General features: G+C 66.8%; 20 protein-coding genes. 9 read left to right on the top strand and 11 right to left on the bottom strand.

Annotated elements, in window-relative coordinates; all coding sequences use genetic code 11:
* Positions 1 to 8: 8 nt before the first annotated feature.
* Genes JMF82_RS06525 through JMF82_RS06505 form a run of 5 tightly spaced genes read right to left on the bottom strand, consistent with a single transcriptional unit; the run spans position 9 to position 4,660 of the window.
* Positions 9 to 1,643 carry a sulfite reductase flavoprotein subunit alpha gene (locus tag JMF82_RS06525; RefSeq protein WP_201313717.1) on the bottom strand — a complete coding sequence of 545 codons (1,635 nt, stop codon included), beginning with the start codon at positions 1,641 to 1,643 and terminating at the stop codon, positions 9 to 11.
* Positions 1,640 to 2,608, bottom strand: coding sequence for an FAD:protein FMN transferase (locus JMF82_RS06520; RefSeq protein ID WP_201313716.1), 969 nt, complete (start codon positions 2,606 to 2,608; stop codon positions 1,640 to 1,642). Before JMF82_RS06520 ends, JMF82_RS06525 begins: the two co-directional genes overlap by 4 nt.
* Positions 2,609 to 2,654: 46 nt before the next feature.
* Positions 2,655 to 3,470, bottom strand: a complete 816-nt coding sequence (locus tag JMF82_RS06515) for a DUF4198 domain-containing protein (protein WP_201313745.1) — start codon at positions 3,468 to 3,470, stop codon at positions 2,655 to 2,657.
* Positions 3,471 to 3,490: 20 nt separating this feature from the next.
* Positions 3,491 to 4,006 (bottom strand): DUF2271 domain-containing protein, encoded by a 516-nt coding sequence (locus tag JMF82_RS06510; RefSeq protein WP_201313715.1) that lies wholly within the window; start codon positions 4,004 to 4,006, stop codon positions 3,491 to 3,493.
* A 12-nt stretch (positions 4,007 to 4,018) separates the two neighbouring features.
* A complete protein-coding gene (locus JMF82_RS06505) occupies positions 4,019 to 4,660 on the bottom strand; it encodes a PepSY-associated TM helix domain-containing protein (protein ID WP_201313744.1) in 642 nt (213 codons plus the stop codon).
* A 226-nt stretch (positions 4,661 to 4,886) separates the two neighbouring features.
* On the opposite strand from JMF82_RS06505, the gene JMF82_RS06500 reads away from it, so the two are divergent.
* Both JMF82_RS06500 and JMF82_RS06495 read left to right on the top strand, forming a co-directional pair.
* Positions 4,887 to 5,576 (top strand): response regulator, encoded by a 690-nt coding sequence (locus JMF82_RS06500; protein WP_201313714.1) that lies wholly within the window; start codon positions 4,887 to 4,889, stop codon positions 5,574 to 5,576.
* Positions 5,573 to 7,033 (top strand): sensor histidine kinase, encoded by a 1,461-nt coding sequence (locus tag JMF82_RS06495; RefSeq protein WP_201313713.1) that lies wholly within the window; start codon positions 5,573 to 5,575, stop codon positions 7,031 to 7,033. Before JMF82_RS06500 ends, JMF82_RS06495 begins: the two co-directional genes overlap by 4 nt.
* 237 nt (positions 7,034 to 7,270) lie before the next feature.
* Here JMF82_RS06495 and JMF82_RS06490 read toward each other — a convergent pair whose 3' ends face one another.
* Both JMF82_RS06490 and JMF82_RS06485 read right to left on the bottom strand, forming a co-directional pair.
* Complete coding sequence (locus tag JMF82_RS06490; RefSeq protein WP_201313712.1) at positions 7,271 to 8,680, bottom strand: aminotransferase class III-fold pyridoxal phosphate-dependent enzyme; 1,410 nt, start codon at positions 8,678 to 8,680, stop codon at positions 7,271 to 7,273.
* A 36-nt stretch (positions 8,681 to 8,716) separates the two neighbouring features.
* Entirely contained in the window at positions 8,717 to 9,436 is a 720-nt protein-coding gene (locus JMF82_RS06485) for an MtnX-like HAD-IB family phosphatase (protein ID WP_201313711.1), read from the bottom strand.
* 225 nt (positions 9,437 to 9,661) lie between these two features.
* Here JMF82_RS06485 and JMF82_RS06480 point away from each other — a divergent pair, with 225 nt between their 5' ends.
* From JMF82_RS06480 to JMF82_RS06460, 5 genes are read left to right on the top strand one after another with little or no spacing between them, the layout of a single operon-like run.
* Positions 9,662 to 11,074 (top strand): TolC family protein, encoded by a 1,413-nt coding sequence (locus tag JMF82_RS06480; RefSeq protein ID WP_236585325.1) that lies wholly within the window; start codon positions 9,662 to 9,664, stop codon positions 11,072 to 11,074.
* Positions 11,074 to 12,207: an ABC transporter permease gene (locus tag JMF82_RS06475; protein ID WP_201313709.1), complete on the top strand. Its 1,134-nt coding sequence runs from the start codon at positions 11,074 to 11,076 to the stop codon at positions 12,205 to 12,207. The genes JMF82_RS06480 and JMF82_RS06475 overlap by 1 nt, the downstream gene beginning before the upstream one ends.
* An 11-nt stretch (positions 12,208 to 12,218) precedes the next feature.
* Positions 12,219 to 12,953 (top strand): ABC transporter ATP-binding protein, encoded by a 735-nt coding sequence (locus JMF82_RS06470; protein ID WP_201313708.1) that lies wholly within the window; start codon positions 12,219 to 12,221, stop codon positions 12,951 to 12,953.
* On the top strand, positions 12,950 to 13,891 hold the full coding sequence (locus JMF82_RS06465) for an HlyD family efflux transporter periplasmic adaptor subunit (protein ID WP_201313707.1): 942 nt from the start codon (positions 12,950 to 12,952) through the stop codon (positions 13,889 to 13,891). The genes JMF82_RS06470 and JMF82_RS06465 overlap by 4 nt, the downstream gene beginning before the upstream one ends.
* Before the next feature lie 10 nt (positions 13,892 to 13,901).
* A complete protein-coding gene (locus tag JMF82_RS06460; protein WP_201313706.1) occupies positions 13,902 to 14,699 on the top strand; it encodes a MipA/OmpV family protein in 798 nt (265 codons plus the stop codon).
* A 12-nt stretch (positions 14,700 to 14,711) separates the two neighbouring features.
* Here JMF82_RS06460 and JMF82_RS06455 read toward each other — a convergent pair whose 3' ends face one another.
* The 3 genes from JMF82_RS06455 to JMF82_RS06445 are packed head-to-tail and all read right to left on the bottom strand — an operon-like array spanning position 14,712 to position 16,365.
* Positions 14,712 to 15,440, bottom strand: a complete 729-nt coding sequence (locus JMF82_RS06455) for a hypothetical protein (RefSeq protein WP_236585324.1) — start codon at positions 15,438 to 15,440, stop codon at positions 14,712 to 14,714.
* A 59-nt stretch (positions 15,441 to 15,499) separates the two neighbouring features.
* Positions 15,500 to 15,820, bottom strand: coding sequence for a non-heme iron oxygenase ferredoxin subunit (locus JMF82_RS06450; RefSeq protein WP_201313705.1), 321 nt, complete (start codon positions 15,818 to 15,820; stop codon positions 15,500 to 15,502).
* Positions 15,817 to 16,365, bottom strand: a complete 549-nt coding sequence (locus JMF82_RS06445; protein WP_201313704.1) for a GNAT family N-acetyltransferase — start codon at positions 16,363 to 16,365, stop codon at positions 15,817 to 15,819. Before JMF82_RS06445 ends, JMF82_RS06450 begins: the two co-directional genes overlap by 4 nt.
* Before the next feature lie 165 nt (positions 16,366 to 16,530).
* Between JMF82_RS06445 and JMF82_RS06440 the strand changes: the two genes are divergently transcribed.
* Together JMF82_RS06440 and JMF82_RS06435 are read left to right on the top strand one after the other, a co-directional pair.
* Positions 16,531 to 18,564: a M13-type metalloendopeptidase gene (locus JMF82_RS06440; RefSeq protein ID WP_201313703.1), complete on the top strand. Its 2,034-nt coding sequence runs from the start codon at positions 16,531 to 16,533 to the stop codon at positions 18,562 to 18,564.
* 122 nt (positions 18,565 to 18,686) lie between these two features.
* Positions 18,687 to 19,475: a tetratricopeptide repeat protein gene (locus tag JMF82_RS06435; RefSeq protein WP_201313702.1), complete on the top strand. Its 789-nt coding sequence runs from the start codon at positions 18,687 to 18,689 to the stop codon at positions 19,473 to 19,475.
* A 30-nt stretch (positions 19,476 to 19,505) separates the two neighbouring features.
* Here JMF82_RS06435 and JMF82_RS06430 read toward each other — a convergent pair whose 3' ends face one another.
* Positions 19,506 to 20,753, bottom strand: a complete 1,248-nt coding sequence (locus JMF82_RS06430) for a cysteine desulfurase (RefSeq protein ID WP_201313701.1) — start codon at positions 20,751 to 20,753, stop codon at positions 19,506 to 19,508.
* Between the last annotated feature and the right edge of the window lie 11 nt (positions 20,754 to 20,764).

Here is a 20,764-nt window from a genome sequence, read left to right as displayed (position 1 = left end):
GGCGACGGTCAGTACACGTCGCGGCGGTAACGTCCCTGCTCGCGGAGTGCTTCCACGATGGCTTCCCCGAGTGCCTCGCGCAGCACGGCATCGACGCCCGGCGCCATGCCGTCGAGGCTGCCGCATACGTAGATGGCGGCGCCGTCCTCCACCCAAGCGCGAAGCGCGTCGGTGGCTTCACGCAAGCGATCCTGCACGTAGGCGCGCTGCCCCTCGCCGCGTGACCAGGCGAGGTCCAGGCGTTCGATCGCGCCTTGCCGAAGCCACGATTCGATCTCGTCGCGATAGTAGAAATCACGCTCGAGCTGCCGCTCGCCGAACAGCAGCCAGTTGCGCAGGTGGCGGCGTTCGATGCGCGCCTTGAGCAAGGCGCGCAGTCCGGCGAGACCGGTGCCATTGCCGATGAGGATCAGCGGACGCCCGGTTTCCGGCACGCGGAAACCCGCGTTGGCGCGTATGCGCAACGCGATCTCGCCATGCACTGCCGCGTGTTGCGTGAGCCAGCCCGAACCGATGCCCGGCGAGCCGTCGTCGCGCTGCATGCGGCGGACCAGCAGGTGCAGCGCGCCATCGGAAGGCAGCGATGCGATGGAGTACTCGCGATGCGGCAGTGCTTGCAGCTGGGCGACGATCGCCTCCGCCGCCTGTCCGGTGACATCGGCATGCCATGGCAGGTGACTGCCCGCCAGCCACTCGCGCAGCGCGGCGCGCTGGCCGCGGCATGCGACGACGACCTGGCCATCGAGCCCCTGCGCCGCCAGCCAGTGCTCCACCGTGGCATCTGCGTGACGCGGCCCGATCTCCACCAGGTCCCCGGCTTGCCAGCTCACCTGACCCTCAAGTGGCTGCAGCGCGAGATGGAAACACGGCCCGCCGAGGCTCTGCGGGTTGAGCAGGCGTCGCTCGACCAGCCGCCAGCGCTGATAGTCGGGCCGCTGCCAGTCCGGCAGGTCGGCCACGCCGGTGAACAGCGCGAGATGGTGTTGCCAGTGGCGCAGTGCGGCGGCATCGCCATGGTCCACTTCCACCGCGTCGAACAGGGGCGTGGCGCCGCTGCGCTGCAGCCAGTGCTGCAACTGCCGGCCAAAACCGCAGAAGTCGTCGTAATCGCTGTCACCCAATGACAGCAGGCCATAGCGCAACTGCGCGAGCACCATGGGCTCGCGCATCGTGCGCGTGATGAAGGGCGCGGCGCTGTCGGGCGCGTCGCCTTCTCCGGTCGTGCTCACCACGAACAGCACCTGATGGGCCTGCTGGAGCAGGTCGTCGTCGAGTGCGCCAAGCTCCAGCAGGCGTGCACGCTTGCCTGCCTGCTGCAGGCTTTGCATCGTCTGCAGCGCCAGTTGCCCTGCCGTGCCGGTCTGGCTGGCGAACACCACCAGCGTGTCATCGGGCCGGGCAACCTGGGTAGGCATCTGCGTCCTGCGTGCCGATCGACGCGACCAGGCCACCCAGCCCGTAAAAGCGCTCCACAGGAACAACGCCGCGGCGGCGGCCAGCCAGCGCGCGGTACCCGGCGCATGCCATTCCCATTCGTCCGCGTGCATGCGCAGCAGACAGGCGGCCAGGAGGGCAAGCAATCCGCACAACGCGACATTGCCCCAGGCGGAGCGGTCGGCCGATGTCGTCGTCGATGTACTCATGACGCCAACGCCGCGGCAAACGCAGGCGAGAGGCGCTCTTCCAGGCCGCCCGCACCGTGCAGGATGAACATCACCGCGAGCCCGCGCTCGCTCGCCCACGACAGGCCCTGCTCCGGCCCCAGCACGGTCATCAGCGTGCCGATCGGATCTGCGTGCATGGCGTCGCGTGCAAGCACGCTGACCGACGCGACGCCGTGCGCCACCGGCCGGCCCGTGCGCGGATCGATGTGATGCGAGTAGTGCACGTCGCCTGCCGTGAAGTGGCGACGATAGTCGCCCGACGTGGCGATGGCGCGACCGCTCAGCGTAAGCACCTGGCTGAGCTGACCGGCATGTTCGACAGCACCGCTGGCAGCACCCGGGCGTTCGATGCCGATGCGCCACGGTGATCGGTCCGGCTTGACGCCCTTGCCCTTGAGCTCGCCGCCCACTTCCACCAGCCAGGCATCGATGCCGAGACGGTCCAGGCAGTGGCCTACCAGGTCGACGCTGTAACCCTTGGCCACCGAAGACAGGTCGAGATAGATGCCGCCAGGTTGATAGAGGCTGCGCGTGGCTTCATCGAGCCGCAGTTTCCACCACCCGACACGCTCGCTGGCCAGGTTCATCGCCTCGATCGAGGGCGGCCCGCAGCGCGGTGTTTCGGGACCGAAACCCCAGAGGTTCACCAACGGGCCGACCGTCGGGTCATACGCCCCGCCACTGTCGCGCGCCACCGACAGCGCATGCTCCACCACGTCGAAGCATTCGGCGGGCAGCACATGCCAGGTTCCGGCGGGCGCGCTGTTGAAGCGCGACAGGTCCGACTGCGGCCTGTAAGTGCTCATCTGGCCGTCGACCCGATCGAGCGCGGCCTGGATGCCGTCATGCCACGTCGCCAGCGACAGCTCCCTGGGCAGCACGGCGCGCACGGACCACGTCGTGCCCATGGTCTCGCCCTGCGTGGATTGCACGACGAGATCCATCAACGGCGTGATGCTCCGCACCGGCCATCGCGCGCTTGACCCTGCATCACTGCGGCAGCACTTCCAGCGTGGCGGAGTACGACAGCCGGCGCTGCCTGGCCTGCTTGAGGCTGGTCTTGTCGTCCTGCGTGCTCGCATTGACCCAATACATGCCCGCATGCGGCCAGTTCAGGCTGAACCTGCCGTCCTTGCCGGTGGTGACGTCGATCGCTTCCTGGGCGTTGCGGTAGCGCGTTTCACCCGCGATCGCGGACACCTTCAGGTCGGCGGCGGGCTTGCCGTCGAGCAGCAACTGGAACGTGGCCGGTTCGCCCGCAACGAGATCGGTGAACGCGGTGACGGGCACCAGCTCCAGTCCCTTGCCGGTGGGCTTGAGCGCCGCATCGCTGGGCTTGCCATGGGTGACGAAGGTCTCCACGCGGCCGATCGATTCGGAGACGTCCACGTTCTTCGCGCCGGCCGGAATCTCCTTGGCGAAATTCGCCGGCTCGCCGCGCCAGCGGCGCTTCTGTCCATCCACTTCATAGCTGGCGAACAGGCCGCCGTTCACGGCGGCGATCTTGTACGTGCCCGGCTGCGTCAGATGCACATCGAACACGCTGCGATACTGCCCGGTGAATGCGTTTTCCACCTTGACCGCCTGGCCGTCCGGCGCGGTGACGACCACGCGATCGGTCGGCACGGGCATGTGGTCGGCGTAGAACAGGTCATTGGAGACAGCGGCATCCACGGTCACCCACGGATCGGCACCGGAGACATTGGTGGCCGACGGCACCATCCACATCTTGTGCGCCTGCGCGGCCAACGGCAGGGTCATCGCCAGCGCCAGCGCCAGCGCGCTCCACTTCAACGATCGCTTCATCATGAGTGTCTCCGTTCCGATCATGGGGCGAGGTCGAGCTTGACCGCGCCGAGTTCACTGCTGCCCTTGGCATCCAGCTGTTGTGGCGCGGCGGCCGGCCAGGTGAAAGGCACGCGCACGACTTCGCGCCCGCCCACTTCGCGCGCAGCCTCCACGACCAGTGCGTAGTTGCCCGCCGGCAACGCGCCCAGCGGCGCCTTGCCCTCGTGGAAGCTCAACGTCTGGTCGCCGGCAGGACGCGTGGCGCCGGAGACGCCATCCACCGGCATCGGCAGGTCGCGGCCACCGCGACGCCACCACTGGCGCAACTCGGGCAACCACTTGGTGCCGGCACCTTCCTTAGATTCCTTCTGCGCGTACCAGACGGCCAGCTGCGCCGCCACGGTGTGGTCCTCGCGCTCGATCCACACCGCCGTGTACGGGCGGTGGTACTCGGCCACATCCAGCCGGGGGATCTGCACGGTGACATTGAGGTCGGCCGCCATCACGGGCGCGGTCAGCAGCAGGGCGGGCACGGAAAACATCAGTCGACGCATGGGCAGGTCCCGTCAATGAATGAAGATCAATGCCAGCACCAACGGCAGCAGCAGACCGAAGGCCACCAGCGGCCAGGTCGCGCCACGTCGTGCGGCGTGCATTTTCAGAAGCAGCAGGCCGGTCGCCGAAAAGATCACGCAGGCGAACGCGAACACGTCGATGAACCAGCCCCACGCAGGGCCCGCGTGGCGTCCCTTGTGCAGATCGTTGAGGTAGGCGATGACGCCGCGGGTGCTCCGCTCGGCTTCCACCTTGCCGCTTTCGCGATCGATGCTTAGCCAGGCGTCGCCACCGGGACGCGGCATCGAGACATAGATTTCATCCGACGACCAATCGGCCGCGCGGCCAGCCACGTCGATGTCGAGGTGGGCGCCGATCCAGTCGGCCACCACGTCCGGCACGGCAATGCCCTTGCGCTCGTCTTCTCCGGCAACGGCCTTGAGTAGCGACGCGGGCAGTTGAACGTTGCGGTGCACGGTCTGTGCCTTCGCCTCGATCTGTCCGGCGTGGTTGAGCGTGAAGCCCGTGACCGCGAAAAGCAGCATGCCGACCAGGCACAACGCCGCGCTGATCCAGTGCCACTGGTGCAATTGCTTGAGCCAGAACGCCCGGCTCGAACCGACCTTGTTGTGTGACCGTGCCACTGGTTCCATGCCCGCCCGCTTGCCTGTCATTCGCGCCGGTGCATGACGGGCCATGCAACCGAGTCGCGCGCCAGCTGTCTCATTGCGGCGCCAGGGCGCTAAGCTCCTTTCATCGGGCAGCCCTTCCCTGACAACGAGCCGGGATCTTGCCATAAATGAGAATCAATCGCAATTCAGCCGAGGTGCGCATCACCCCATCGCGCCGTCCGGTCGCCGACCCTATCTGGAAGCTGCCATGCGTATTTTGATCGCCGAGGATGATCCTTCCATTGCCGCGGGCGTCAGCGCGTCGCTGCGACAAGGCGGCCACGCGGTCGACTGCGTCTCCGACGGCTCCAAGGCCGATGCGGCATTGCGCGACACGCCCTACGACCTGCTCATCCTCGATCTGGGCCTGCCCAACCTCGACGGCGCCGACGTGCTGCAACGCCTGCGCAAGCGCGGCACGGGCCTGCCGGTGCTGGTGATCACGGCGCGCGAGGGCCTGCGCGAGCGTGTGCGCGTGCTCGATCTGGGCGCCGACGACTATCTGGTAAAGCCGTTCGCGCTGGCCGAGTTCGAAGCGCGCGTGCGCGCGCTGCTGCGGCGCTACACCTCGCAGGGCGCGCCGGAGATGAGCCTGGGCAAGCTGCGCCTGGACCTGCCCGGCCATCGCGCCTGGATCGGCGACTCGCCACTGGAGCTCACCGCACGCGAGTTCGGCCTGCTGGAGGCATTGGCCGCGCGCCCCGATCGCGTGACCAGTCGTGCGCAACTGGTCGAGGCGCTCTGCAGCTGGGACGAGGAGCTCACCGACAACGGCCTGGACATCGCCATCTACCGCCTGCGCCGCAAGCTTGCCGACTCGGGCACGCAGGTGCGCACCATCCGCGGGCTGGGTTATCTGCTCGAGGAAGTGAAGGAAGACAAGGAAAGCAAGGCATGATCGAAGTAGCGGCCAAGCCGGGACGTTCGTGGCTGCATGGCCTCATCGAGCCGGCGGGCCGTGCCAGCCTGCAGCGCCACCTGCTCTCCTCGCTGCTCGTGCCGCTGATGATGCTATTGGTGGTGGAAAGCCTGGTCACCTACGGCGGCGCGTTGATCTACTCCAATCATGTGCACGACCGCGACCTCGCCGACGACGCGATGACGCTCGCCCAGATGCTGAGCCAGGAAGACCTGGGCGGAAAGGTTTCGCCGCAGGCGCGCTTCCTGCTCGAATACGCCCCGGAAGGACACAACTACTTCAACGTCAGCAGCCTCAACCACGGGCTGCTGGCAGGAGCGCCGGAGCTTCGACCGGCACCGTTGAAGGGCGCCACGCAGGACGGCGAGCCCGCGCTGTACACCACCATGCTGGGGCGTCGCCAGGTGCGCGCGGCAACCGTGCGCATTCCCAACCTGCACGACCCGAGCGACCAGCTCACCGTGACCATGGCCGAGACGTTCCGCGACCGCCACCAGCGCGCGCGGGAAATCCTGCTGTTGAGCATTCCCGCGCAGGCGATCCTGATCGCCAGCGTCTTCATCCTCGTGCTGTATGGCGTGCGCGTGGGACTGCGCCAGCTCGATCCGCTCACCGCGCGGCTCGCTTCGCGCGAGCACGACCTCGCGCCCATCGGCGACGCGGACGTGCCGGTGGAGATCCTGCCGCTGACGCGCACGATCGACGGGTTGTTCGCCCGGCAGCGCGGCATGCTTGCGCTACAGGAACGCTTCATCGCCGACGCCGCGCATCAGCTGAAGACACCGTTGGCGGGGCTGCGCGTACATGTGGAGCGCGCCCAGGCCGACCCGAGCAAGGAAACCGTCCACGACGCCCTGCAACACATCCTGCGCCTCACCCAGCGCGCCAGCCGCGCTTCCAGCCAGCTGCTCGCGCTCACGCGCGTGCAATCGACCGAATCGGCCGACGCGGCCCCGCCGTGCCTGCTCGACCTGGCCCAGCTCGTGCCCGAGATGTTGAGCGTGCGCGTGCACGACGCCATCGCCGCCGGCGTCGACCTGGGCTACGAAGGCCCATCCGGCCCGATCTGGATCGATGGCGACCGCATCTCGCTGCAGGAGATGCTCGACAACCTCATCGACAACAGCCTGCGTTACGCAGGACGCCACAGCATCCTCACGGTGGGCGTATCGGCGCTGTCCAACGGCGCCTGCCTGAGCGTGGAAGACAACGGACCTGGCGTCCCGCCCGCCTTCCTGGAGCGACTCGGCGAGCGCTTTTTCCGCGTACCGGGCGTAGCCGAGGAAGGCACCGGCCTGGGCCTTGCGATCGTGCAACGCATCGCCGAGCGCCATCGCGCGCTGGTGCGTTATCTCAACGGCAGCCATGGCGGCCTGCGCGTGGAGATCGTGTTTCCGCCCGCACGCACCTCGAAGGCAACACCTTCCCGCATGTAGGAGCGCGCCCGGCGCGCGATGAACCTGCAAGGTGAAACACGGGCGGCATCCCCCATCGGCCAGGGACGATCGGGCAGGCCCTGGCGCCGCGGTCGCGCTCCCGCAAGAGCGCCATGCGTACGCCCCAAAAAAAACGGCGACACACGAGTGTCGCCGCTGTCACACATCCCCTGCATGGGAACTGCTTGAGACAAACCTTTGCGAGAACGCCGCGGGAGGCTCTCCCGCGGCATCGCATTACATGGCCTTCTTCGCCTTGGTCAGCAGCTGGTCGAGCAGCGCGATGGCAAGGTCGATTTCTTCGTGGGTGATGTCCAGCGAAGGCGCGAACGTGATGACGTTCTTGTACCAACCGCCCACATCCAGCACGAGACCGATCTTCTTGCCGTTGTGCTCGAGATCGCCGGCCAGGCCGATGTCCACCATCTTGTCCAACAGTGCCTTGTTGGGGGTGAAGCCGTCGTCAGTGCAGATTTCCGCGCGCATCGCGAGGCCGAGGCCGTCGACGTCGCCGATTTCCTTGTGGCGCTTCTGCAGGTCGCGCAAGCCTTCGAGGAAGTGCGCGCCCTTCTTCGGCACGCTGGTCTCGTAATCCAGCTCGTAGCCCATCTTGATCACCTCCAGGCCGAGGGCCGTGCCCAGCGGGTTGGAGTTGAACGTGCTGTGCGTGGAGCCCGGCGGGAAGATGGTCGGGTTGATCATCTCTTCGCGTGCCCACAGGCCCGACAGCGGGTTCAGGCCGTTGGTCAGCGCCTTGCCGAACACGATCACGTCCGGCGTCACGCCGAAGTGTTCGATCGACCACAGCTTGCCGGTACGCCAGAAACCCATCTGGATTTCATCGACGACCATCAGGATGCCGTACTGGTCCAGCACCTTCTTCAGATCCTTGAAGAAGTTCATCGGCGGCAGGACGTAGCCACCGGTGCCCTGGATCGGCTCGACGTAGAAGGCGGCGTATTCGGCCTGGTTGACCTTGGGATCCCACACGCCGTTGTATTCGGTTTCGAACAGGCGCGCGAACTGGCGCACGCACGCATCGGAATACTCTTCCGGCGTCATGCCCTTCGGGCGCCGGAACGGATACGGGAACGGGATGAACATCGCGCGCTCGCCGAAGTGGCCGAAGCGACGACGGTAGCGATAGCTCGAAGTGATCGACGAGGCGCCCAGCGTACGACCGTGGTAGCCGCCCTCGAAGGCGAACATCAGGCTCTTGCCGTTCTTGTAGTTGCGCACGAGCTTCAGCGAGTCTTCCACCGCCTGCGCGCCGCCCACGTTGAAATGCACGCGGCCCTTGAGGCCGAACTTCTGCTGCGCGTCGACCGCGATGGTCTTGGCCAGCTCGATGCGGGTCTGGTGCAGGTACTGGCTGGCGACCTGCGGCAGCACGTCGATCTGGTTCTTCAGCGTGTCGTTGAGGCGCTTGTTGCCGTAACCGAAGTTCACGGCCGAGTACCACATCTGCAGGTCGAGGAAGCGCGTGCCCGCGCTGTCGATCATCCAGCTGCCTTCGCCGTGGCGGAAGATCTTCGGCGGATCGACGTAGTGCACGGTGTCGCCGAACGAGCTCCACTCGGCCTCGTCAGCCAGCAGCTGCGCGTCGGGAATCACGACGCCAGCGGCGTTCTTGTCGTAAGCATTCATCAGGAAAATCCGGAAACGTTCAGATGGGGAAAGCGATCAGGCGACGACCCGATCCGCGGGGATGGCGGTCTCGTGCTCGGCCAGCAGGCTGCCATCGAGCAGGCGCGGCAGCAGTTCAAGCGCGTCTTCGAAGCCGGTGATCGGCACATAGGGGATGCCGGCGGCGCGGCAGTGTTCGATCAGGCGGTGCTTGGCGAACACGAAATCGACGCGATCGGCGGCACAGAAGTCGGACGCGCCATCGCCGATGAGCAGGGTCTTGGCACCGCCGCGGCTCGCCTGCGCGGCCACGGCGCACTTGCAGGTGCCGCTGCGGCAGCCGTCGGCCTGGAACGGCGACGTCAGCTGCCACTTCTGCGGAGGCGTGGCCGGCGCCAGGTGATTGGCGGCCAGCGGCAGGTCATCCAGGCCATAGCGGGCGAGGATCTTCTTGATGGCATAGTCCAGGCCGTCGCTGACAATGCGGATCGGCGTGTTGAAACCATGCGCCTGCTTCACGAACGCCGGGAAGGCGTGGTCGATCCACAGCGAGGAAAGATGCTTGTCCAGCTCCTCGGGGCTCATGTCGAGGAGGCCGACCTGGCCCGTCATGCATTCGCGCGAACCGATGCGGCCGGCGCGCCAATCCTGCTCGAGGGTTTCCCAGCCCGGACGGCCAAAACGGTCGAGCAGCGAGTCGATCACGTCCTCGACGGAAATGGTGCCATCGAAGTCGCAGAGAATGGTCCAACCGGTCACTGAGGTACAACTCCGCATGGCGAGATGCTCACACCTTAGGTGCCCGCCCCTTTCGGGCTCCTTTCTTGTGGACGGACACCGGTCACCCCCTGCTTTTGGAGGGGGCCGATAAGCCAGCTGAAGGCTGCCTCCGGTATGCTTGGGCACTTCTTGGCGCGATGCTGGTCAAGCGTTCAGCCATTCCCCACCTGAACATTCAGGATTTTCGTGCTTCCGAGTCGAATCAACCCGGGTCTGTCGGTCATGGATGCTCGGCCCCGTCCCCACCTGCTCGCCAGCCTGCTGCTGGGGTGGGGGCTGGTGACGCTGGCTGGTTGCTCGGTTGCGCCGCTCCCCGAGCTCAAGCCGCCGGTACCCGATGCGTGGCGCAACGCGCCGGCAGGCGTCGCGCCGCCTGCGGCCGACCTGCGCGGATGGTGGCAGGCACTGGGTGACCCGGCCCTCGATGCCCTGGTCGACCGCGCATTGCAGGCCAACCTCGACGTGGCGCAGGCCGCCGAGCGGGTACAGGCGGCGCGCATACTCAATCGCCACGCGCACGACCCGTACCTGCCCGCGCTGCACGGTCGTACCAACGACCAGATCGACCCCGACACCACGGCCTCGTACTTCGTCGCCGGCTTCGACGCCCTCTGGGAGCTGCCGTTGTTCGGCGCCTGGCAGAGCAGCAAGCGCGTGGCGGAGGGGCAACTCCATGGGGCCGATGCCGCGTTGCGCGGCGCCCAGGTAACACTGGTGGCGGAAGTGACGCGACGCTGGATCGAGTTGCGCTCGGCGCAGCAGCAAGAGCTGCTGCTGACGGGCATCCACGACGCGCTGCAGGAGAAAGTGCGGCTGGTGCAGGTGCGCGAAGGGCTGAAGCTCGCGCCACCGCTGGAAGTGGCAAAGGCGCAGGCGGAGCTTGCCCGCGCCGAGGCCGCGCTCGCCGAACCGCGCCAGACCATCAACAGCACCGCCCAGCAACTCGCCGTCCTGCTGGGCCAGAACGAACCCGATCCGGCATGGCTGCAGGCGGGCCCGCAGCCGAAACTGGGCAACTGGCAGCTCACCACCGCACCGGCGGACATGCTGCGCGCCCGACCGGAGATTGCCAGCGCCGAAGCCGAAGTGCTGCGCGCCGCAGGCGAACTGGGCCTGAGCCGCGCGGACATCTGGCCGCACATCGGGCTTGGCGCATCGCTGCAGTGGTCCGCGAACATCGCGAGCAACTATCGCGTGCATACCGGCGAAGCGATCTTCTCCTACGGCCCGCTGATCGACATACCGCTGTTCGACTGGGGCCAACGCGTGGCCGCTGCGCATGCCAAGGACCATGAGCTGAAAGCGGCGGTGCTCGCTTATCGCCAGGCGGTGCTGCAGGGCGTCGCCGAGGCGGAAATCGCCATGGGCGACCTGGAGCAATTGCGCGGCCGCGAGCAAGCCACCGTGCAAGCCGCGCAAGCGGTGCAGACCACCATGGATGCGCTGAACAAGCGTGCCGAGCTCAACCTCGGCAGCCACCTGGACGTCCAGGACGGGCTGATCGAAAACCGCCGCGCGCAGCTCGAAGTGATCAGCGCGATCGCTGCCCGCGACCTTGCCTATGTATCGCTGTACAAGGCGCTGGGTGGCGCATCGATGCCGGCGGATGCCGCGCCGCCGCGGAGCACCGAATAATGGTGGCCCTGGCACGCAAAACCCTCATCTACGAATGGCGCCGCTTCCTGCCCGCGATCCTCGCGGTGGGCTTCGCCGGCCTGTTGCAGTTGCTGCAGGCCGCGCTGGTCCTGGGCATCTTCGGCAGCGCAAGCGTGTACATCACGGGCTCGTCGGCTGACCTCTGGGCCGGCTATCCCGGCACGCAGAGCGTGAACCTGGGGCGGTCGATCGATGCGGGCGTGGAAATGCGCCTGCGCATGGATCCCGCCGTCACGGCGGTGGAACCGTTCCACTGGGTGGACGCCGACTGGCGCGGCCCCAGCGATACCGGCGGCGTGTCGGTATTCGTTTCCGGCATCAACGCACGACCGGACGGCATGCTGTTCGCGCATGCGCTCTCCCCCGCCCTGCGCGCGAGGCTCAACGAGCCCGATGCCGTCATCGTCGATCGTGCCGACCTGGACAGCCTGGGCGTGGGCATCGGCGACTCCGCCGTGATCAACGGCCACCGCGTGCGCGTGGTCGGCGTGAGCAATGGCTTGCGCGCGCTCGGTGGCGTGAACGTGGTCGCATCGCTCGCTACCGCAGCCGAACTGGATACCGACCCTTCCAACGCCAGCCGCATGACCTATTTCGTGGCCAAGCTGCGTGATCCCGCCGAGGCCGATGACGTCGCCGCGCGCCTGCGTGGCAATCGGGCGTTCGGCAGCTACGACGTCTGGACGGCCGAAAGCTTCGCCCGCCGCTCGCAGCTCTATTGGATGTTCGATACCGGCGCGGGCGCGGGCGTGCTGTTCCTGGCGGGCGTGGTGTTCCTGGTCGGGGCGGTGATCACCAGCCAGACGCTGGTGGCCGCGGTGATCGGCTCGGTGCGCGAGTACGCCACGCTCAACGCGCTCGGCGTCGGCGTGGGCGCGCTGCGCAAGGTGGTGATGGAACAGGCGTTCTGGGTGGGCGCACTTGGCCTGCTCGGAAGTACGGTGCTCGGCGGGATTGCCCTGGCGCTCGCGCGCAGCCGCAGCGTGCCGGTCGCGCTCGGACCCTGGACCACGGTGGCGTGCCTGGCACTGTGCATGGGCCTGGCGATCGTGTCCGGCCTGGCGGCGATGCGCAGCCTGCGCCGAGCCGATCCGGCGACGTTGTTGAGGTGAGGGCACGCGCCATGTCTTCCATTTCGTTGCAGGCCCGCAACGTGACCAAGTCGTTCACGTCCGGCCCCATCCACAACACGGTGCTGCACAACCTCACGCTGGACATGCGCGCGGGCGAGCTCACGCTGATTTCCGGCCCGTCGGGCTGTGGCAAGAGCACTCTGCTCGCCATCCTGAGCGGACTGCAGCGCCCCGATGCCGGACAGGTGCTCGCGCTCGGCCAGGACCTGGCCGAGCTCAATACGCATGCGCTGGAGCGCTTCCGCCTGCAGCACACGGGTTTCGTGTTCCAGGGCTTCAACCTGTTCCCGGCGCTCAACGCGCTGGAGCAGGTGGAACTGCCGCTCAGCTACCTGGGGCTGGCGCCGGGCGAAGCTCGACGCCGCGCCGTGGCGTCGCTGGAGGAGGTGGGCCTGGGGCCTCGCATGGGCCTGCGCCCGTCCGAGCTGTCCGGCGGCGAGAAGCAGCGCGTGGCCATAGCCCGTGCGCTGGCCAAGGAGCCGGACCTGCTGTTCGCCGACGAACCCACCAGCGCGCTGGATGCAGCGAACGGGCAAATCATCATCGACATCCTGCATCGCATCGCGCGCACCCACGGCACTACCGTACTGTGCGTCAGCCATGACCCGCGCCTGGTCGGTCACGCCGATCGCGTGCTGGCCATGGAGGATGGACGTATCCTTAGCGACCGTGTGCCGTCCCCCACTTCGACGCCGACGTCGGGACTCGAGGAACCTTCTGCATGACCCTGCGTCCGCTCATCCCGCTTTCCCTGGCTTTCGTCGTTTCGCTGCTGGCGGCCTGCTCGCGCGACGACGCCTCCAAGGGCAACGCGCCGGCGCCCGCGTCCGTCGGCTATGCGGCCGTGGCCCGCGGACGCGTGGATGTCGAAGGCGGCCTGCTCAAGCTGAGCATGCCGCGCGACGGCGTCGTCGCCGAGATCAAGGCGCACGAAGGCGACCATGTGCACAAAGGCCAGGTGCTGGCCGTGCTCGATACGCGTCCGGCGCAGCTCGCGGTGAACGCCGCCGAGGCCGAACAGAAACAGGCCCAGGCACAAGGCAAGCTGCTCGAGGTTCGCCTCAAGGCGGCGCAGCAGCGCGCCAGCCGCCTCGCCCAGGCGGCATCCGCGGGTGCGGGCGATGGCCAGAGCGCCGATGACGCGCACGACGCCGCCCAGCAGTTGCGGGGTGAACTGGACAACGCCCGCGCCGCCGAAGCGATGGCCGTGCAGAAGCTGGACGCCGCCCGCTACGAACTCGCCCAGCGCAGCCTGGTCGCGCCCGTCGATGCGCAGATCGTGGAACGCGACATCCAGCCCGGTGCCGCGGTATCGCCACAGGGCGGCCCGGCCTTCGTGCTGTTGCCGGAAGGCGCGCGGATCGTGCGCGCCGAGCTCAACGAGTCCTTCGTGGGCGCGGTGCAGGATGGCATGCACGCCACCGTGGTCGACGACAGCGGCAGCGGCGCCCCCACGCTCAGCGCGCACGTGCAGCGCATCGGCACCGTCTTCGGCCCGAGCGCACTGGAAGAGGATCCGCTGATCCGCGCCAATACGCGCACGGTGGAATGCGTGCTGGCGTTCGACCAGCCGCCCCCGGCCTCCTTGCGCATCGGCCAGCGCGTCATCGTGCAGTTCGGCGCCGGCACCCACGCCAGTGCGCCAGCCAAGCCCGGCTCCTGATCCGTATCACATGTCCCTTCGTCGTTTTCCATTCGCGCTGACGCTGCGCGCCGTTGCCGGACTGTTGTGCCTGACGACGGCGTTCCATGCCAGGGCGGACAATGTCACCGATGGTCCGAACGTATTGCTGGGTGGCGGCGTGGAACGCATGCCGGCATGGATGGGATCGAGCGAGCATCGCAACCAGGCGGTTCCCTATATCCAGGCCGAGTTGCCGTGGCACATCACGCTCTCCACGCTCGACGGCCTCACCGTCGACCTGATCCACGGGCAGCAATGGCGTGGTGGCCTCTACGGCAACTACCTGTGGGGACGCGACCATGACGAACTCGGCGCGCCGCTGGCCGGCGTCGTCGACTCGCTCTCGCCCCGCCTCAACGGGGGCGGCTACCTGGAGTACCAGGCCACGGTGCAGCTCAATCTGGGCGCCACGCTGAGCCACGATACGCAAGGCGCGGGCGCCTACCTCAATGTCTACGCCGACTACGACCTGCCTGCCCTCGGTTACATCGAGCACAGCCTGCAGCTGCAGTGGCAAGGCATGAACGGTCCGGCGATGCGGCGCTTCTTCGGCGTCACGCCCGGGCAGGCCGCCAAGCTCGGTGTCACGCCGTGGTCGCCAGGCGCGGGAAGCCAGCAGGTGTCGCTCGAATACGACGCCTATATCCCCACCAGCGTGCACACCGGCTTTGCGTTGGCCCTGAACTACACCCGGCTGCTTGGCGATGCCGCCGACAGCCCGCTGGTCAGGAGCTTCGGCACGCCCAACCAGCTGACCACCACGCTGGCCTTCGTCTACAGGCTCTGACGAACCGCCGGCTCAGCGCGCCGGCAGCGGATCGAACGCCGAGCCATCGCCCACCTCATCGAGCGTCCATCGACGTGACGAAGGCAACTTCTGCCAGGTGACGGTTTCCTTGTCGTCCTGCATGTTGCCGACGCCGCGCCTCACCTTGCCGGTGGAGTAGTTGATGCTGAGGCTCTCACTGGCGCCCGAATTGCGCATCACCGAATCGCTGTCGTAGCCGATCAGCTCGAAGCGGCCGTTCTGCCAGCGGAACGTGTACGTCGTGTTGCCCATCGACCAGCTGCCGGCATTGGCCCAGAAATGCAGGGTGACGCGCAACACGCCCCGCAGTACCGATACGCCACCCTCGCTGAGCATGTCCTCGATGGTCGGGATGTCGTGGCGCGGGATCAATGCGTGATTCTGCAACGCCAGCGCATAACCGCCACCATCACGCGCGAACGCCACGGCCAGGATGCGCGGATTCGTGTCCAGCGGGTTTTCGCCCAGGCCGTCGTCGTTGCGTATGACATTGGCTGGATCCTGCTGCCGCAGGACAAGCACGAGGTCGGGCCGACCATCGCCATTGAGGTCATCGGCCTGTTGCGATTCCAGTCGCCATCCGTTCGGCACGAAGCCTTCGGCATGCATGGCCTGCGCGGGCAGGCTGGGATAGTGAACGTCGGGAACGTGCAGTTCCGCGGATGCGCACGGCACGACCAGAGCGAGCAAGCTGCCGAGCAGCCAACGAAACCGCATCATCGAGCATTCCTCCCTGAATGGTCAGCGGGCGCGGTCGCCACGCCCCGTGCAAACGGCCCTCAACGATCGTCGCGCGTCCAGATCTGCCCGTCCACCTCGTGCACGGGAAAACTCGCGATCGGCTCGTACGCCGGCGGACAAGTGACGGCGCCGGTGCGCAGGTCGAAACGCGCCCCATGGCGCGGGCACTCCACTTCGAAGCCGTGCACTTCGCCGCCGGCGAGTTCACCGCCGTCGTGGCTGCAGACATCCTCGATGGCGTACAGATCGCCGTCGATGTTGTAGACGGCAATGGCCGTGTCGCCATCCCATACCACCTTGAACTCGCCGGGCAGCAGCTCGCTGCGCGTTCCCACGAAGATCCAATCGGCGAGATTCATGCGGCCACCTCCTGCAGCGGCTTGCTCATGTAGACGAAGCGCAGGTCGTCGCGGCGGGGAACGCCGAAACGCGGCTGGCCATAGGGAAACTCGCCCGTCTCGCCGGTGAGCCGATAGCCGCGCCGCTCGTACCACGCGATGAGCTCGGCGCGTTGCTCGATCACCGACATGCGCATGGCGATGGCACGCCACTCGTCGCGCGCGACGCGTTCGGCCTCGGCCAGCAACGCCCGGCCGAGGCCGGCCATCTGCAGCTCGGGGTTGACCGCGAACATGCCGAAATAGCCATGACTGCCCTGCTGCTCCACATGGCAACAGGCGACCAGCACGCCGTCACGCTCGGCCAATAGCACCCTGCTGCCGGCGCGGGCGATCAGCTCCTCGACGTTCGCCGCATCGGTGCGCTGCCCATCGAGCAGATGGGTTTCGGTGGTCCATCCGCGCTGACCGGATTCGCCGCGATAGGCGGATTCGACCAGGGCGACGATGGCGGGGACGTCGGCGGCCGTGGCCGCGCGGTACACAGGCAAGGACGTGGTAGGCATCCTTGCATGATAAGCCCGCGGCATCGTGACCGCACCGCACAATGACCTTCGACACTGTGCGCCCCTCGCGAAGGCTGCCTAGCCTGTGCGGCGGGGCCGCAGCGGCCCGCCTACGCACTATCGGCAGTCCGGGTGCGCCTGACGCATTCCACCAAGGGAGAATCCATGAAAAACCGCATTGTGAAACCGCTCGCGCTGGCGGTGGGCCTGGCCGTGTGCACGGGTGCACTGGCTGCCCCCGCCGCGTTCGACATCAAGGAGTTGGACACCGGCAAGGATGTGTGCAACGACTTCAACGGCTTCGTCAATGCCAAGTGGATCGCCGCCAACCCGATTCCGGACGATCGCACGCGCTGGGGTTCGTTCGATGCGCTGCGCGAAGGCAGCCTCAACGTGCAGCACACCATCGCGGAAAAGGCTGCCAAGGGCGCCGGCAGCGCCAAGCCCGGCTCCATCGAACAGAAGATCGGCTATTTCTACGCCTCGGGCATGGACGAAGCCGCGATCGAGAAGGCCGGCTACGCCCCGATCAAGCCGGAACTCGCCCGCATCGACGGCCTGAAGAACAGCAGCGATATCGTCGGCTACATCACCGACAGCTACGCGCACGGCAACCCGGTGGCCTTCCGCTTCTACGGCAGCCCGGACTTCAAGGATTCCAGCACGCAGATCGCGTATGCCGGCCAGGGCGGCCTGGGCCTGCCCACTGCCGACTACTACAGCAAGCCCGACTTCGAAAAGATCCGCGCCGAATACGTCGCGCACATCGCCCGCACGCTGCGACTGGTGGGCGTGAGCGACGCCGACGCACAGGCGCAGGCCAAGGCGGTGATGGCGTTCGAGACCCGCCTGGCGTCCGCCTCGCTGGTGCCCACTGAGCTGCGCCAGCCGGAAAACCGCTACCACTACGTCAGCGTCGCCGATGCCGACAAGGTGACGCCGCACTTCGACTGGGCGACGTTCTTCAAGGCGCAGGGCGCGGACGTGCAGCAGGGCTTCTCGCTGTCGCAGCCGAAGTTCTTCGCCGAGTTCGACAAGATGCTGGCCGACGTGCCGGTGTCCGAGTGGCAGGCCTACCTGCGCTTCCACGCCATCGACGAGGCGGCGCCCTACCTTTCCACGCCGTTCCAGCAGGAGGACTTCGCCTTCAACGCGAAGACGCTCAATGGCCAGAAGGAAATGAAATCGCGCTGGAAGCGCACGCTCGACGCCGTCGAGGGTGGCATGGGCATGGCGCTGGGCCAGCTGTACGTGGCGCAGACGTTCTCGCCGCAGTCCAAGGCCCGCGCGCAGGAGCTGGTGAACAACCTGCGCGTCGCCTACAAGGCGCGCATCGAGAACCTGCCGTGGATGAGCGAGGCGACCAAGCAGAAAGCGCTGGAGAAATGGGCCAGCTTCACGCCGAAGATCGGCTACCCCGACAAGTGGCGTGACTGGACGGGCCTGCAGATTCGCCAGGGCGATTATTTCGCCAACGTCGAATCGGCCGCCAAGTTCAACTACGACTACATGGTGGGCAAGATCGGCAAGCCGGTGGACCGCACCGAGTGGGGCATGACCCCGCAGACGGTGAACGCCTACTACAGCCCGCAAAAGAACGAGATCGTGTTTCCGGCCGCGATCCTGCAGCCGCCGTTCTTCGACGCCAAGGCCGACGATGCGCTCAACTACGGCGGCATCGGCGCGGTGATCGGCCACGAAATGGGCCACGGCTACGACGACCAGGGCAGCAAGTTCGACGCCCAGGGCAACAACGCCAACTGGTGGACCGACGAAGACCGCAAGGCCTTCGAGTCGCGCACCGACAAGCTGGCCGACCAGTTCAACCACTACGAGGCGCTGCCGGGCAAGTACGTCAATGGCAAGCTGACCATGGGCGAGAACATCGGCGACCTCGGCGGCCTCAACGCGGCCTACGATGCGCTGCAGATGGCGCTGGCGAAGCATCCGAAGGAAGCGGCAAGCAAGATCGACGGCTACACCCAGGACCAGCGCTTCTTCCTCAACTGGGCCCGCGTGTGGCGCGGCAACATCCGCCCGGAAGCGCAGCTCACCCTGCTCAACACCGACCCGCACGCCCCCGCGCAGTTCCGCGCCATCGGTGCGCCGTCCAACATGCCCGCGTTCGCCCAGGCGTTCCAGTGCAAGGCCGGCGACAAGATGGTTCGCGACAGCGAGAGGCAGGTAAAGATCTGGTAAGAGGCCGGCATCCCTGGCCGCAAGGACGCCGCGGCTTGCCGCGGCGTCCTTGTTTCGGTCCGTGGCGCCGCGCGAACCTATCGACTAGGCTGCAGTGGGACATTCCACGGGGGAATACGACGATGCGCCGATCCATTCCGGCCATGGGCCTGGCCTGCCTGTTGTGCGCCTGTGCCCACCAGGCACCACGGCCGACGCAGCCCACGATCGACACCGGCTCCGACGTCGTGTTGATCACCGCCAAGGGAAACAACGTCACGATTCACACCGTTCCCGAAGGCAAGGTTCGGATCGACGCCGATGCCGACAAAGTCGATACGGCGTTCAAGCTGGTGAAGGACGGCAAGCTCAAGGCCGCCATGGAACCGCTCAACGAGGTCATCGACCATTACGAGTCGCGTTATGGCCAAGGCGACATGGCCGTCTATAGCGCCCACGCCGAGACCGACGCACTGGTCTACGCCATGCTCGTCAACCTGAGCGGAAAATCGCAGGAGACCATCGTGTTCGGCCCCGCCTGGGCCATGGCCTACTGGATGCGCGGCTACATCTACGGCGAAATGAACCAGTTCGACGAAGAAATCCGCGAGCTCGGCAAGGCGCTGGCGCTCGCCCCCATGGACCCGCAATACAACAATGAGCTGGCCTTCGTGTATGCGCAGAAGCGTGACTTCGCCAAGGCAATGGCCTTGTACGAGCAAGCGGAGGCGCACGCGGAGCTCGCATCCACGCCCGACATGGTGAATCACTACAAGTGTGTGTCGCTGCGCGGCAAGGGCTATGTACTGGTTGAACTCCACAAGCTCGACGAAGCGGAGTCGGCCTACAAGTCGTGTCTCGCCATTACCCATGACGAGCCCAGGTCCCTGGCGGAACTGGAATACATCAAGGGCCTACGCAGCAGGCAATGACCGGCCGCCCGGGCGGCGCGGGTCGCACCGTCACATCAGCAGCTTGCGCACCTTCAACAAGGCGGTAATGAACGCGTCCACTTCTTCGCGCGTGTTGTAGAACGCGAGCGAGGCGCGCAGCGTGGCGGGCACCTTGAAGAACTGCATCAGCGGATGGGCGCAGTGGTGACCCGAGCGCACGGCAACACCCTGCAGGTCGAGCAGCGTGGCAAGGTCGGTCGCCTGCGCGCCTTCGATCAGGAACGAGATCACCGGCTCCTTCTCCCTGGCCTCGCCGACCAGGCGCAGACCGGGGATTTCACGCAAGCGCTCCGTGGCATACGCCAGCAGCTGCTGCTCCCACGAATGGATCGCGTCGAACCCCACCGAATGGTAGTAATCGATGGCCGCGCTCAGGCCGACGAAACCGGCGATGTTCGGCGTGCCCGCCTCGAACTTGTGCGGCGGCTCGGCGAAGGTGGTGCCGTCGAAACGCACCTCGCGGATCATCTCGCCGCCACCGAAGAACGGCGGCATGGCCTCCAGGTGTTCCTTGCGCGCCCACAAAGCGCCGGTGCCCGTGGGTGAAAGCATCTTGTGGCCGGTCAACGCGTAGAAATCGCAGCCCAGCGCCTGCACGTCGACCGGGCGATGCGGCACCGCCTGCGAACCGTCCACCAGCAGCGGGATGCCGCGCTTGCGGCATTCCCTGGCAATGTCCTTCACCGGATTGACCGTGCCGAGCACGTTCGACACGTGGGTGACGCAGGCCAGCTTCACTTCCGGCGTCAGCATCTCGATGTATTTCTCGACGATCAGCTCGCCACGTTCATCGATCGGCGCCGCCTTCACGGTGGCGCCGGTGCGTGCGGCCATCAGCTGCCATGGCACGATGTTGGCGTGGTGCTCCATCACCGTGGTGAGGATGGCGTCGCCCTGCTTCAGGCGCGGCAACGCATAGCTGTAGGCCACGAGGTTGATCGACTGCGTGGTGCCCGAGGTCAGCACCAGTTCGTTGCGCGAGGTGGCGTTGATGAAGCGCGCCAGCTTGTCGCGCGCGCCCTCGTAGGCGGCGGTGGCTTCCTCGCCGAGCTGGTGCACGGCGCGGGAAACGTTGGCGTTGTGGCGGCGATAGTGGTTGTCCACCGCCTCGATCACGCTCGCCGGTTTCTGGCTGGTGTTGGCGTTGTCGAAATAGACCAAGGGCTTGTCATGCACGGTGCGCGACAGCAAGGGGAAGTCGGCGCGGATGCGCTGCACGTCGAATACGGTAGGGCTCGCCTGGGTCTGTGCATTCATCGGTTCATTCG

The organism is Dyella sp. EPa41 (assembly GCF_016586165.1).
In the GTDB taxonomy this organism is placed as follows: domain Bacteria; phylum Pseudomonadota; class Gammaproteobacteria; order Xanthomonadales; family Rhodanobacteraceae; genus Dyella.
Note: the sequence above shows the minus strand (reverse complement) of the source record. Positions and strands in the feature narration are given on the sequence as shown.